At 43.1% G+C, this 13,106-nt stretch carries 14 protein-coding genes; 4 read left to right on the top strand and 10 right to left on the bottom strand.

Annotated features, from left to right (window positions below; translation table 11 throughout):
- Positions 1 to 31: 31 nt before the first annotated feature.
- The 3 genes from BM124_RS08895 to BM124_RS08885 all read right to left on the bottom strand — a co-directional run bounded on the left by BM124_RS08895 (position 32) and on the right by BM124_RS08885 (position 4,800).
- Complete coding sequence (locus BM124_RS08895) at positions 32 to 841, bottom strand: reverse transcriptase family protein (protein WP_093336905.1); 810 nt, start codon at positions 839 to 841, stop codon at positions 32 to 34.
- A 658-nt stretch (positions 842 to 1,499) separates the two neighbouring features.
- Positions 1,500 to 4,379 carry a DEAD/DEAH box helicase gene (locus BM124_RS08890; protein WP_093336904.1) on the bottom strand — a complete coding sequence of 960 codons (2,880 nt, stop codon included), beginning with the start codon at positions 4,377 to 4,379 and terminating at the stop codon, positions 1,500 to 1,502.
- 22 nt (positions 4,380 to 4,401) lie between these two features.
- Complete coding sequence (locus BM124_RS08885) at positions 4,402 to 4,800, bottom strand: (deoxy)nucleoside triphosphate pyrophosphohydrolase (protein ID WP_093336924.1); 399 nt, start codon at positions 4,798 to 4,800, stop codon at positions 4,402 to 4,404.
- 192 nt (positions 4,801 to 4,992) lie between these two features.
- Between BM124_RS08885 and BM124_RS19590 the strand changes: the two genes are divergently transcribed.
- Complete coding sequence (locus tag BM124_RS19590) at positions 4,993 to 5,454, top strand: hypothetical protein (RefSeq protein ID WP_342028617.1); 462 nt, start codon at positions 4,993 to 4,995, stop codon at positions 5,452 to 5,454.
- Entirely contained in the window at positions 5,451 to 5,747 is a 297-nt protein-coding gene (locus BM124_RS19585) for an STAS domain-containing protein (protein WP_342028616.1), read from the top strand. The genes BM124_RS19590 and BM124_RS19585 overlap by 4 nt, the downstream gene beginning before the upstream one ends.
- A 264-nt stretch (positions 5,748 to 6,011) precedes the next feature.
- Here the strand turns inward: BM124_RS19585 and BM124_RS08875 are convergent, their stop codons facing one another.
- The 6 genes from BM124_RS08875 to BM124_RS08850 form a co-directional block, all read right to left on the bottom strand.
- Positions 6,012 to 6,293: a hypothetical protein gene (locus BM124_RS08875; RefSeq protein WP_212634954.1), complete on the bottom strand. Its 282-nt coding sequence runs from the start codon at positions 6,291 to 6,293 to the stop codon at positions 6,012 to 6,014.
- An 11-nt stretch (positions 6,294 to 6,304) separates the two neighbouring features.
- A complete protein-coding gene (locus tag BM124_RS08870) occupies positions 6,305 to 6,853 on the bottom strand; it encodes a hypothetical protein (RefSeq protein WP_212634953.1) in 549 nt (182 codons plus the stop codon).
- A gap of 364 nt (positions 6,854 to 7,217) precedes the next feature.
- The gene (locus tag BM124_RS08865; RefSeq protein ID WP_093336901.1) at positions 7,218 to 7,397 is read right to left on the bottom strand and encodes a hypothetical protein; all 180 of its coding nucleotides are present in this window, start codon (positions 7,395 to 7,397) and stop codon (positions 7,218 to 7,220) included.
- A gap of 17 nt (positions 7,398 to 7,414) precedes the next feature.
- Positions 7,415 to 8,428 carry a TDT family transporter gene (locus BM124_RS08860; protein WP_093336899.1) on the bottom strand — a complete coding sequence of 338 codons (1,014 nt, stop codon included), beginning with the start codon at positions 8,426 to 8,428 and terminating at the stop codon, positions 7,415 to 7,417.
- 80 nt (positions 8,429 to 8,508) lie between these two features.
- A complete protein-coding gene (locus BM124_RS08855; RefSeq protein ID WP_093336898.1) occupies positions 8,509 to 8,724 on the bottom strand; it encodes a hypothetical protein in 216 nt (71 codons plus the stop codon).
- Between the two features lie 18 nt (positions 8,725 to 8,742).
- On the bottom strand, positions 8,743 to 9,081 hold the full coding sequence (locus BM124_RS08850; protein WP_093336897.1) for a hypothetical protein: 339 nt from the start codon (positions 9,079 to 9,081) through the stop codon (positions 8,743 to 8,745).
- A 222-nt stretch (positions 9,082 to 9,303) separates the two neighbouring features.
- Between BM124_RS08850 and BM124_RS08845 the strand changes: the two genes are divergently transcribed.
- Positions 9,304 to 10,506 carry a DUF819 family protein gene (locus BM124_RS08845; RefSeq protein WP_093336895.1) on the top strand — a complete coding sequence of 401 codons (1,203 nt, stop codon included), beginning with the start codon at positions 9,304 to 9,306 and terminating at the stop codon, positions 10,504 to 10,506.
- Positions 10,507 to 10,595: 89 nt separating this feature from the next.
- Here BM124_RS08845 and map read toward each other — a convergent pair whose 3' ends face one another.
- A complete protein-coding gene (gene map, locus BM124_RS08840; RefSeq protein ID WP_093336894.1) occupies positions 10,596 to 11,348 on the bottom strand; it encodes a type I methionyl aminopeptidase in 753 nt (250 codons plus the stop codon).
- 634 nt (positions 11,349 to 11,982) lie between these two features.
- Here map and bla point away from each other — a divergent pair.
- Positions 11,983 to 12,912, top strand: coding sequence for a class A beta-lactamase (bla, locus tag BM124_RS08835; RefSeq protein ID WP_093336892.1), 930 nt, complete (start codon positions 11,983 to 11,985; stop codon positions 12,910 to 12,912).
- The last annotated feature ends 194 nt before the right edge of the window (positions 12,913 to 13,106 follow it).

Genomic DNA, 13,106 nt, shown 5'->3' with positions numbered 1-13,106 from the left:
AATCTGCGCTTTGAATGCTGGGGTATATCGTTTACGTTTCATACCCACACCTTAACACATCCTTTTTTCGTGTCTGAAATCTTGGGTCCAGTATACTTAGAATATTTTCATTTGGTTTATAGACTACTCCAGTTACTGGTTTAGGATCCGAGGGGTAATAAAGTGAAAATTTATCTGGATGTAACTGCAATCCATATGAATTAACTATTCTCTGCACTTGATTTAAAAAAGATTTAGGTATTCTCTCTTGACTGGAAAAGGTCATATCATCAACAAATAAACTAAAGTGAATATTTCTTTCTTTACTAAGCTTTGAAATGCCGTTAAACATATCAAAATAAGCTAAAAAGGATAGTATAGTACTGGTAGGAAATCCTTGAGGTAAATGACGGTTAAAAGAGCCAATATCTTCTGTATATGTAGTAAGTGTCGTTAGTATTTTGGCTACATCTTTACTCATTTTAAATTTATGTAAAAATAATCCGTAAACGTAACTCTCGTGTGTATTGGGGAAGAAACTCTTTATATCCACACTTTGTAAATAAGAATTGGTGAAGTGTGAATTAGCATTGCTCAAAAAGTCTAGATTAGGTATACCTGCATACACATATTCAGGAATATTAAGTTGAAGAAACATTCTATTAAGCCTACGGAGTAAAACTTTATATTCCTTTTCAGTGTTGAAAAGTCTTCTTGTCTTTTCCCCCTGCTTTTTATTAAATGGGTGAACTAAAGCCCATTCTTCAATTCTTCTGAATTTTTCTTCTTGAACATGTAGAATCTTACCCAAACGTTTCCGTTTTTGCAGTTTATACAGATAATGATTTGGAGGAACAAGCATGATACCATCCCTGTTTTTTTATTGAGTAAAAGAGGCTGGAGAGTACTGTTTTGATAACTGAAGGTCCGATATTTAACCATTCATATAATTTCACTCCCACTACTCCAGTTACAAGCAAAGCAAAACTCCAACCAAATATTGGGGTGAAACTATTAGAAAATAAATAGGCATTATGCCATATTAACTCCTTTAATGAATGTGGTACCTTCTCTTTGCGATACTTGCGACTTCTACAACGTCTCCTGTTCAACGCTGTCTCCCCTTTCTAAAAATATTTGACCTTAATAAGGCCCCTCTGCCCGATATTATAAAAAGGGAATCCACGGATAAGTATCGCTCTCTCCAGCCTCTTATAGCCTACATCCTCTGCCCACTTTAATATGATGTCAACTAGGCATATGCCGTACATCTTAAGTGATGCAGATATTACTCGGGATGTAGCATGTAATTAAATGGGTCGGACAATTCTGTTAACCAATTGTGCCCCAAAAACTTCGAATCGCGGCTTAATTAGAAACCAAAGCCTACTAAAGTATTGCAGAGGTAAAGTTCCATGGGGAGTCGCAGTTCCAAAGTATCATAATTATTTTTTTTTTGTAAAATGTTTGTAGAACAATCTTGCTTTTTCCTAACTAGTTTTTATTATTACTACGACAATCTAATCGATCAAATAGCGATATAATTTTTTATCTACACTTCTTTCAAGGTGTAGATCCATTCTTACAACTGGGAGTTTTTTATCCTCATCAACCATCTCCGTCTCCTCTGCACTGAATTTATCCGGGGATGCCTGACCAAGGTAATAAAAATGATTTCCTTCGCCATCATCTTTTTTAATAAATATATATAAAGAAATTTGATTCCTATCTGCATTCAATATTTGTTGGACATCCTTTGAATTCAATGTTCTTCTACTTTTGCTATACCAAGAAAACATATTTTTATTAATGAACTCATCACGGTAATTCACACTATTTTCTACGTCTGACTCCTTTTTATAAGTTATAAAAATCGGACACGTATTATATTTCACCTTGTACCCAAATACCGTAGCTTTCTCGTCATTCTCCCAGTTCAGCAGCTTCATCGTGTCTTTGCGGGAGTATTTTTCGTGGAGTTGAAACGGTTCGACGCAGGAGTAATGCTGCATTTTCTGAGAGCCTACCGTTACGATATCTTGCACGAATGCGCGGAAGTTCTCATTTTGCTCCAACTGCCTTTTCACTTCGGTGGTCCACCGGTACGTACCGTTTTCTTTTACCACGATTGGCTGTTCCCCGTACTTCTTCTGGTCCTGCACCGTGAAAAATTCCAAGTTAAAGATACGTTCCACCGATGTCAGCGTTGCTTCATCTGTGCGGCATCCTACCTTCATTAAGTCATCGATAAACGCAGATTGCGTTACCACTCCATCTCGAAGCAACATGTCTAACAGTATCACTTCATGCTTGCGTTTCCCTGGGAGAATGTCTTGAGAAAACATCGTCAGTACTTGGTCTTCATGTTTCGTGTACAGTTGAATATCTTCTTTCATTTTCAGCAAAAACGAATGATAATTATGAGCCTTACCAACAAGGACTTCCGGATCTATCGAGTGATGGTTCTGAAAATCGGTTAAATACGGAATCCGTCCTAACCTGTTTTTCAACTCTTGATACGCGTCTTTTAAAATAGACATTTGCATCAAGTTTTCGGAATTGATGGACTCAAAGATTTTCTTTTTCGCTACTTCTTCAAAATGAATCGACGATACGCCGTGAATATAGCTCGTATCTTTCATACGCCGCCGAATGTTGTCTTTGTTTTGTGATTTGTCACCGGATAACGCAATCGGAATCAAATAATTCTTTTTGTAGTTCCCGATAAAATCAATGACGGTTAAGAAGTCTTTGGAATCATGTTTACGCAAGCCGCGGCCGAGTTGCTGAATAAAGATTATGCTAGATTCGGTTTGCCGCAGCATAACGACCTGATTAATGCTTGGAATGTCGACCCCTTCATTGAATATATCGACGGTTAAAATATATTCCAGGTCACCGTTTTCCAACTCGTCAATCCTGCGCAGCCGTTCTTCCTGAGAATCATCGCCTGTTAAAGCCACGGTGCGATACCCCTGTTTATTCATCGCCGCAGACAAATGATGAGCTTCTTCTTTTTGACTACAAAAGATAAGCCCGCGCACGTAATCCCCTGACCAGCCATAGTAGTGAATTTTGTCGATAAGATGACCGACTCGCTCTTCTGTAACTAAATCCGTTAAGGTGGTCGTATCATCAATGAGACGACCATTTTGTTCAAATTCGGTCACGCCAAAATACTGGAACGAACAGAGCATGTCTTCCTCTAACGCTTCCTGCAAGCGAATCTCGTACGCTATCGTGTAATCAAATAGCTCATATATGTTCACATCGTCCGTTCGTTCAGGCGTGGCGGTCATCCCCATGAAAAAGTCCGGCGTAAAATAATCCATGACTCTCTGGTAAGACAGCGCTCCTGCTTTATGTACTTCATCGATTAAAATGTAATCAAAGTCTTCACGCGAAAAGTTCTGCAACTGCTCTTCTCTTGATAATGTTTGAATGGTCGCAAAAACATATTTTGCTTCTAGATCTCTATGACTGCCAGATAACAAACCATAATCGTAATCCGGTCCACCTAGCACACGCTGAAAATCGGCCTTCGCTTTTTTCAAAATTTGTTCTCGGTGCGCAATAAAAAGCATTCGTTTCGGCGTGTAGCGGCGCACATCAAACGCTGCTAAATACGTTTTTCCTGTCCCGGTCGCAGAAATAATTAGCGCCTTATCATTTCCTTCGGCTCGAACCGTTTCAAGTTGCTGCATGGCGTTTTGCTGCATCGTATTTGGTTCAATTGTGACAGCTTGCTGCCACGGGTTCGTCTCATAAGACGTCGGAAGCTCTGCAACTTGTTCAGGTAGAGATTTCGCTTGCTCATACACTTTTGCATATTCTTCAATCCACGACTCTGTCACCGATGTCGCTGTCTGCCACATCTCTTCAAATTGGTTGTAAAAATGGTGAATGATTTCGCCGTTTTCATGAGAAGTGAGCTTCACATTCCACTCATGATTTACTTGCAGGGCGGACGCTGTTAAATTCGAACTTCCAACAATAAGAGTGTAGTGAGTTGGCTGCTCGAAAATATAGCCCTTCGCGTGAAATCCTTGAACATCTGTGACACGAACGTCTAAGTTTGTCATTTTTAATAACTCTCGAAAGACAGCAGGTTGATTAAACGTTAAAAAAGTCGATGTGAGGAGCCGTCCCGAAATGCCTTTAAGTTTCAAATCCAACAAGTGAGATTTCAACGTAGCCAATCCTTGTTCTGTAATAAAAGCGACTGAAAACAAAAACGAATAACAGTGATCCAACTCTTCGGTGAGGCTTGATAGAACTTCTTGTTTCGCTTGTTTGCTGTTCAGTAATAATTGCGGTTGATGGTCCCCTTTATTCGGATGGGTTTGATCAATAAATCCTCGTTGCAGAGAACTTTCTAAATCCTTGATGAAATCTTGCAAAAAAAGCACCACCTATGTGAAATTAACGGTTACATGTTGCTGCAATTTTTTCAATAGCTGGAATGTCGGCAGGTGCCCAGTCTAACGTGTGTAGGTCAGCTGGCGTTAACCAGCGGATCGCGACGTGTTCGGTTAATGACGGCGTTCCATCAAGCACGTGGCAATAAAAGGTCGTCAAATGCACAACGCCAAAATCGTATTCATAGACCGTATGTTCAATTTGTTCCCCAATCTCTATACGGCACTGCATTTCTTCGTCTATTTCACGGCGCAGCGCCTCCTGTGGTGTTTCATCCTGTTCAATTTTGCCACCAGGAAACTCCCATTTGTATGGAAGGGACTTCGAATCACCACGTTGCGCGCATAGAATCTGGTTTTCTTCTACGATGACCGCTCCAACGACGTGAATATTTTTTTTCATGTCTTCCACTCCCGGGATTTCATTTTTTTCAAATACTATGTAAATATCGGCATCATACACATCTTACCAGATCACTTCACTGCTGACGATTCTTTTTAAAAGATGTTTTAACTATGACAAAAGAGGGGGATCACCCAAACCTATATACTCTTAAACACGGAAATCCATTATCCTTACGTTGGAGTGACGGAGATGGATGTTGTTTATAAACAAGGACAGACGATAAAGGAATTTCTGGAAGAAAACCGGGATATATTTGAAGAACAGCTGCTGCAGGAAGCGGTGACGGTTCGGGAGAGGATTAAGGAAATTCAGCGGATCGGTAATATTGATCTGATTGCAAACGCGCATACCCTCGTATGCTATATTATCATCCAGCAGGAAGAGGAACTGATCACGTTTTCCGAACAGGAAGGCGAGGCGTGGGCGAAGTATTCGTTGACGCTGACGTTGAAACTGGAATGGGTGCAGGCGATCCGCCACACGTTGTGGCGTTTTCTGGAGCGGTACGAAGAATTGTCTCCGGAGGTGCGGGAAGCGTCGGATTTTTTGCGCTGGAAAAACTCGTCTAAAATCTGTCGGTGCCGTTCATTCCGGTCAGCGGGTCGATGTGTGTGCTGCCGCTTATCGGCACGCTTGATTTGGACCGGATGAATGTGATTGAAGAAAAAGTGCTGGTGCAGATCGGCGATCAGGCCATCAAGACGCTGATTGTAGATCTTTCCGGCATTGCCGATATGGAATCAGATGTGGCGCAGCGGCTGCTCCGGTTGATCGACGGCATTCACATTATGGGAAGCCGGCCGGTCATCACCGGCGTCCGTCCGGAAGCGGCACGGAAGATGGTCGAGATGGGGATTGATCTGGAAGCCAAAGTGGAAACAAAAGGAGATCTGCAGCAGGCGCTGGCACCCTACTTCGCCGCTGCTTCCTTCGACGAGTCATAAACGAGAAACGGGATGAAGCCAGCCCTCATCCCGTTTTTTATGTCGCTTTTCCATCGTTCCTTGATTCAGAACGACGGGACAAAAACGATAATTTATTCTTCATCCTCGAGAAATATATGCTTAGCCATCACGTTGGCATAGTATAATCCAAACAAGTATAGATAAATAAGTATGTTGGACGATGTATAGTATATGTACATGCCAATCGCTGCAAGTATAACCGTTATGATGTTTATTGTAAGTCTTATCATTCTTTCCAACACCTTAAAAATCTAAAATAAGAATGGTTGTTATTGAAATGAAAACTGCCAATGCAATGAACAATACCATATCCTTTTGTTCTTTTTTATTATATGATGTATAGGCTAATCGTACAGCCCAGCCCAAGAGAACGATATTTATTGCAATGGCTCCATAAGTCTGCTGTTGATCAATAACAGTATACAAAGCAACATAACCTAAAATAACTTCCGTTATGAACAACCATAGAAAAAGTAGCATAAATATACCCCTATATACATTAAGTTGACGGTTTAAAACCGCCAACTTAAATTTTATCAAATTGGTAATAAGAAGGTAACGGTTTTTGCAATTATATTTGCTGCAGACTCTGGAATCGGTGTTGTATCAGTTATTGCTCCAGCAATAGCTGCTTCAACACTTTCTGCAAACCCAACATAGTGAGACATTGCTTCTGTAATAGCGACAATTGAGACTGCTTCTTTCCATTTTTCTTTAACTTTTTGTTTAATAAATGGTATTTTGTCAATTCCTGCTTTAATACCATCTTCAATTTTTTCTTTATTTTTTTTCATATAGTCAACGGCTTGTTTAATTGCTATACTAGCTTTACTTCTAGGCTCAATTTGTGGAGATTCTTTTTCAGCTTGAATGTGTGAATTTAATTCGTCAAACGATTTTTCAGCTTCAAGTGCATCTTCTTTACTCATACCTAAAGAAATTGCCTTGTCCACATTGAATTCAAAACCAGAGTAGTTGGTTTCAAGACTCATTGAAACAATTTCTTCTTTTGAATAATCCGTGGATGCATTTTGTGCAGCTGACACAGCAGGAGTCAAAACGGACAGCATCATGACAAAGATCATAAAAGATACGGCCAATCTCTTACTGAACAATGTTTTAAAGATAACAAATCCCTCCTTTATATTTTACAATTAAATACTATCAAAGGAGTTTATTTCCTGCAATAGAGTTAATAGAATATTAATCTTTTTTTACAAACTATACATAATTTAAGAGAGCACTCTGATCTGCCGGAGTCTCTGCATCCCGCTTTTTTGATTCCTTCACAACACAAAAATCAAGATACATACCAATCCCAATGCCAGCGTCAAAAAAGTTGTCACGGGGTATCTTGCATCCCGGAGAAAAACCTGCTCCATCACAACCTGATAGAGAAGCAGCACGGTCAGACATCCTGTCCAGAATCCCGGGGTTTCCCTGCCTGGCTCAGATGGCAGGACAGTGAAAATAATCACAAAGCCCGCCGGCTGCCATAATGCTAATTCCTATCAGATAAACCTTTTTCCCCGTGGTATCTTTTATTTTTCTTCTTTCTTTTCCAATGATCATCCGGCCGAGTGCTTCATACACGAGGGCCATTACGACGAGGACCACCGTTATTCGCATTTGTCATTCCTCCGCTCTCAAGAAACTGTCCGCCATACGCGCCATTTCGAAGCGGCAAATACGGTGATTTCTCCGACAAGCGCCGTCAGTACGATCCAGGCCCACACCGCCAGGAACGCCTCGTGAAAGTCGTACATCGCGTTCATGTAGTGCGGGTTTTCATGCATTGTCATCGAAAACGCGTAAAACATGCCGAACGTAAAATTGCGGGACCATTGGCTCGTGTTGTACGTAAAGATTCCCTCTTTCCAGCCGTACCGTCGGACGCGCTGGACCGCCCGCACTCCTTCGAGTGCCTCCACGAGAAGCAGCAGCACAAACACGAGCACCCAGAATCCCATGATCCAGGCAGCCGACAGAAAACCGGAGGAAACGAGGGCCAGCCCTGTAATCGAGAGCGCCCCGTGAATAATGCAGTTCGTGTTCGTCCAATCGTCAGTGAGCGTCCATTCTTTTTCTTTCGCGTACCGGAAGACAAGAAGCGCGATCCCGGTGCCGTAAAAGAAAAGGCCCGTCCCAATCACCACGGCAGCCGCCGTTTCCGGAATAAACGAGAACAGGTCCGACCAGACGACCACGATGGACTGCGCCGCCACCGTCGACAGCAGAATCACGCCGTGCACTTCATGACGACCCGGTTGTTTCACCAAGCGGTAGAAATTGTAGAGACTCCATCCAACAAACAGCACCCAGAATACAGTGTTTATCAGAGCGGTCGTCCGAATCACGGGTGCCGCTGCAGGATAATACTTCATCAATACGTTGCACCAGACCGACATCCCGGCGATCCAGCTCCCTATCACAAACGAATTCACCGGATTATGTAAAAAAGGAAGCAGAAATCCTTTCTGAAAAAACTGCCGCGTCAACGCGGTATACACGTAGACCGCGATGATCGTAAATATAATCGCAAGCGCTGGGCCGAGCCTTACGCCGAGCAGCGGAAAGGCGTCCACGGCCGCATACAAAAAAATGCCCAACGCCATCACCGCGGCGCCGGCAGCAGGATTGATGATTTTCATGTCTCTCATGTCCGTTCACCCGTTTCTTCTCTCTCTTTTTCTATTATAAAAGGAGAAGCTGTGGAAGAAAAGAAACAGAATCCGGTGCTTTATTGCCGGGTATCTTCCTGGTTCTTTTCCGTATCATTCCGGTGCGGGGTATCACTGTCGAATACGTCACCATAGTGGTCCCTGGGCCTTTCCGGGATGCCCAGTTCTTTTTTGATAATACCAATCTCTTCAATAATAATCCTTGTGTTAATCCAGGCGGCGATGGAGCCGGTAATGGCAAGAATGACAACAATCGTAATGATCACATTGAACATAATACCCCGTCCCTCCTTTTAAACAACTACAGAACGAAAAAACAGAACGTACACAAGCGCAGCAGCCAGGGTCAAAAGCGTTACGATGTAATACCTCGGGTCCGGAAGATACAACCGCTCCATCAATGCCTGGTACAGCATAACGCTGATCATAAGAAGCGTCCAGAATGCTATATCTGCTTTAGCTTCCATAGCAGCAAAGACAAATAAGCTCGTAATCACCAGTACGGTAATGCCCGTATAATAGATAGTTTTTCCGTTTGTGTCACTGACGCTTTCTCTATCTTTCCCCACTACGGCCCGGGCCAGTGTCTGATGGACAACCGGAACTATCGTGATAAGCAGGCTCCAACTCATACCAATCCTTCCTTTTCCATACGGATTCCATATTCATTATTTCAGCAGGCGGCTGGAAATTCAATATCTATGTTGAAAAGAAAGGATTCGGGGAAGAAAGACACATGTGCCATTCATTCCCAATACATTTCGCTTGAAATTTTGTGGTGGAGTGATAAAATAGCTTGGTCCTCAGTAAATAATTGACTGAAAATTTCCAATGAACAGCAAGAGGTGTTTCACATGACGGGTAACGATGCGGCGTTAATACAGGATCCCATGTCCGTTTTCGCCTACTTAATCGCAATTGTCGGTATTTTATTTATGCTATCTACGATAGATAATAGATTTTTGAATAAGCTTTTCCGATATGCTCCTCCTTTAATCTGGATGTATTTTTTACCGATGATTTCTACGACGTTTGGTATCATTCCGCAAAGTTCGGATTTGTACAGCTTTCTCAGTACGTATATTCTTCCGGCGGGACTGTTACTATTAATGATTTCCGCGAACGTTCCGGCTACGTTGAAGCTTGGTGGTAAGGCTATTATTTTATTCCTGGCCGGGACGGTCGGGGTTGTTATCGGCGGACCGATTGCCTATGCTCTATTTCAGGGCATTCTGCCGGAAGACGCCTGGCGCGGGGTAGGGTCCCTTGCCGGAAGCTGGATCGGCGGTTCAGCGAATATGGGCGCCATGATGGAAGCCTTTGAGATACCGGATGATATTAAAAGCCCGGTTATTTTGACAGACACCTTGGTCGGCATCAGCTGGATGGGTGTCATGATTGCCTTATCCAGTTTTCAGGATAAGTTCAACTCGTGGAACGGGGCGGACAATTCGACGATCAAACGGGTGAATGAAGATATTGCAACAGAAATGCAGCGAAATGTTAAGCCGCTGCAGCTGCCGCAGCTGTTTGCGATTTTAGCTGTCGGCATGGCAGGTTCTTATATTATCCGCGTGTTCGCCGGCATGGACTTCATTCCAAAAAGCGATATTATGAGCACGTCCACCTGGTCGTTTATTATCATTACCGCTGTAGGCATTGCCTTGTCGTTTACGAAAGTAAGAAATCTGGAATACTACGGCGCCAGTAAAATCGGTTATCTCGGCATCTATTTGTTCTTAACCGGTATCGGCGCGCAGGCGAATTTAACAGACATCGTGCAGTCTCCCCAGTTCATCCTGATGGGAGTGGTCTGGCTCGCCATTCATATCCTTTGTATCTTTAGTGCGGCAAAACTGCTGAAAGCGCCGCTATTTTTCGTCGCGGTCGGATCCCAGGGCAATATCGGGGGAACCAGTTCCGCCCCGATTGTCGCATCGGTATTCCAGCCCGCGCTGGCGCCTGTTGGACTGTTGATGGGGATATTAGGTAACATTGTCGGAACCTACGCCGCCCTGATTTGCGGTCAGCTGGCACGCATGGTTGCGGGCGGATAAGCCGATCTGCCGCCGCTTTTTTCACAGCATATGGTAAAAAACAAAGCCCCATCCCGGCTGTTTACAGTGGTAATGGGGCTTTGTTTTTGTTACCGGCCTTCCTGCAACGTCGTAATAACGGGACCTTCTTTTGTCAGAATGATGGTATGTTCGTACTGCGCCACAAAGCTTCCATTCGTTAACAGCGTCCAGCCGTCGTCTGATTGATACACTTCTTCTTCATCGGTGGAGATAAAGGGCTCAAACGCGAGAACCATGCCGTCCGTTAACAGTTCGTCATCCCAGCGCGAGAAAAAGTTAAAAATATGCTCCGGTTCCTCGTGAATCGAGCGTCCGACCCCGTGCCCCGTCAGATTTTTAATAACGCTGAAGCCCTGCTGCCGTGCCGTTTTGTTCACCATTCTTCCAAGCCCGCTTTTTTTCGAACCGGGGTTGGCCTTCTCCAGTCCTGCGTCAAAAGCTTCACGGGCCGTGTCACATAATCTCTGCAGCATCTCTTCCCCGTCCCCGACGACAAACGAAACGCCGGTGTCCGCGAAATACCCGTTTTTTGAGCCTGAAATATCGACATTCACGAGATCGCCTTCCTGAATCACGCGTTCGGCCGGGATGCCGTGCGCCACTTCTTCGTTCACACTGATGCACCCGTACCCGGGAAAATCGTATTCGTCTTTCGGCGCCGACAACGCTCCTTCTTTCTCAAACATCACCCCGGCTGTGTCATCCAGTTCTTTCGTCGTCACGCCGGGCTTGGTCCGCGAAACCAATTCATCCCGGATTTTTCCGCAGATGCGGCCGATTTCTTTCAATCCGTTAAAATCCTCTTCTGTCTTCGCAATCATTAGTTAACCCCGCTTTTCCTGTATCTTCAGAGTCGTACTCTCTTTTGTCTCCCCCATTTTTTCCAAAAAAATTTTGAAATGTGGTTGATGATCGTACCAGGGAGATCTCTTTATACAGTATAACGCACCGCTGCCTCACAAGCATGCTATGCCGCTTCTTTCTATACGTTCCGTTCTCCCCTCCCCGCTGCCTCCTCCCGCATGCGGGTGCTGTTGCACAAAATAAGGAGTTTGCATTGCAATAATAAATGCAACAACCACTACAACCATTAATTATAATTATATAACAATGCTCGTTTCCTGTTCATACCGGTTATTGGGAGATTGATACCCCAGGATTTTGCAGGAAATTGTATTGCACTAGTTCTCCACATAAACAATAACCGCATCGTCCAGGTCATCGATGGCTTTTACTATGCCTTTAGCCATTGCATTTCATTTTACAATCAAGCTTCAAGATGGTATAAACCTACTTTTAAATTTTGTCTTGACATTCAAAAGACTACAATTGTAGTATTGTACTACAGTTGTAGTCTTTAGGTTAATAAGGAGGTATAAAATGCTTACAAATAACGGCTGGTAAATGAAGAAAACAAATATAAGCAATTCAATCTAATAGAGAGAAGGTACCAATATGAGAAAAACAAATCCACACAAAATCGACATGCGCCTGCTCACGCTGTCCATAACATTACTGTTACTAACAATACTTAGTGCATGCGGAAATGAACATAATAAAACTGATACATCATCTGACAAGGAGAATAAACCAATACAAACGGTCAATAACGATGAAAAGTTTGCACAACTTGAAAATGAGTTTGATGCCCAACTTGGTGTCTATGCAATGGATACAGGAACAAATCAAATCGTCGAATACCGACCGGATGAGCGTTTTGCTTATTCCTCCACATTTAAACCTTTGGCTGCAGCAATCCTGCTTAAGCAAAACAATATAGAATATCTTGAAAAAGTTGTTACGTACACCTCTGATGATTTGGTTGCTCATTCTCCGGTTACCAAGAAACATGTGGATACCGGAATGTCGTTGTTGGAAATAAGTGAAGCTGCCATACGGAAAAGTGACAACACTGCGGGGAACCTTCTACTTGAGGCAATTGGGGGCCCAGTTAAATTTGAGCAAGCCTTACGTGACATTGGCGATGACACTACCCAATCCGAACGATACGAAATCGAATTGAATAAATTCACACCGAGGAATAAGCGTGATACAAGCACACCGAGAGCGATGGCCGCCAATCTCAATAAGGTTGCTCTTAGTGACTTTCTTTCAAATAATAAACGTGAATTGCTTATCGACTGGATGACAGGCAATGAAGCAGGAGATCCATTAATACGTGCAGGTGCACCTGAAAAATGGAAAGTTATTGATAAAAGTGGAGCCGGAACCTACGGAACAAGGAATGACATTGCCGTTGTATGGCCTCCGAACAAAGAACCTATTGTCATAGCGATTATGTCCCGTCACGATACAAAGAATGCCGAGTATGATGATGCACTGATTGCAAAGGCTGCAGAAATCTCACTGAACGCTTTAAAATAAGAAAAATCCGGGAGTCACATATGTCAATCAGGGACGGCATGTGTGACCCTTCTTTTTATTGTATGTCTTTCCATAGCGTTAAAATGGATTTGGATAGTAAAATAAAAATACTTTGAGTAAATATCTTTGCGGTTAAGGAGATTAAAGCAATGTCTGTCCTCCATCTGGCTGTTAGTATGTTCATATCTTCTATC

This window comes from Salibacterium halotolerans (genome assembly GCF_900115625.1).
GTDB classification, from domain to species: domain Bacteria; phylum Bacillota; class Bacilli; order Bacillales; family Marinococcaceae; genus Salibacterium; species Salibacterium halotolerans.
Note: the sequence above shows the minus strand (reverse complement) of the source record. Positions and strands in the feature narration are given on the sequence as shown.

Bases quoted from the DNA above. Each gene is read 5' to 3' on its own strand.
- BM124_RS08895 (WP_093336905.1), bottom strand. From the start codon at position 841: ATGCTTGTTCCTCCAAATCATTATCTGTATAAACTGCAAAAACGGAAA.
- BM124_RS08885 (WP_093336924.1), bottom strand. From the start codon at position 4,800: ATGAAAAAAAATATTCACGTCGTTGGAGCGGTCATCGTAGAAGAAAAC.
- BM124_RS19590 (WP_342028617.1), top strand. From the start codon at position 4,993: ATGGATGTTGTTTATAAACAAGGACAGACGATAAAGGAATTTCTGGAA.
- BM124_RS19585 (WP_342028616.1), top strand. From the start codon at position 5,451: ATGAATGTGATTGAAGAAAAAGTGCTGGTGCAGATCGGCGATCAGGCC.
- BM124_RS08870 (WP_212634953.1), bottom strand. From the start codon at position 6,853: ATGATCTTTGTCATGATGCTGTCCGTTTTGACTCCTGCTGTGTCAGCT.
- BM124_RS08865 (WP_093336901.1), bottom strand. From the start codon at position 7,397: ATGCGAATAACGGTGGTCCTCGTCGTAATGGCCCTCGTGTATGAAGCA.
- BM124_RS08860 (WP_093336899.1), bottom strand. From the start codon at position 8,428: ATGAGAGACATGAAAATCATCAATCCTGCTGCCGGCGCCGCGGTGATG.
- BM124_RS08855 (WP_093336898.1), bottom strand. From the start codon at position 8,724: ATGTTCAATGTGATCATTACGATTGTTGTCATTCTTGCCATTACCGGC.
- BM124_RS08850 (WP_093336897.1), bottom strand. From the start codon at position 9,081: ATGAGTTGGAGCCTGCTTATCACGATAGTTCCGGTTGTCCATCAGACA.
- BM124_RS08845 (WP_093336895.1), top strand. From the start codon at position 9,304: ATGACGGGTAACGATGCGGCGTTAATACAGGATCCCATGTCCGTTTTC.
- map (WP_093336894.1), bottom strand. From the start codon at position 11,348: ATGATTGCGAAGACAGAAGAGGATTTTAACGGATTGAAAGAAATCGGC.
- bla (WP_093336892.1), top strand. From the start codon at position 11,983: ATGAGAAAAACAAATCCACACAAAATCGACATGCGCCTGCTCACGCTG.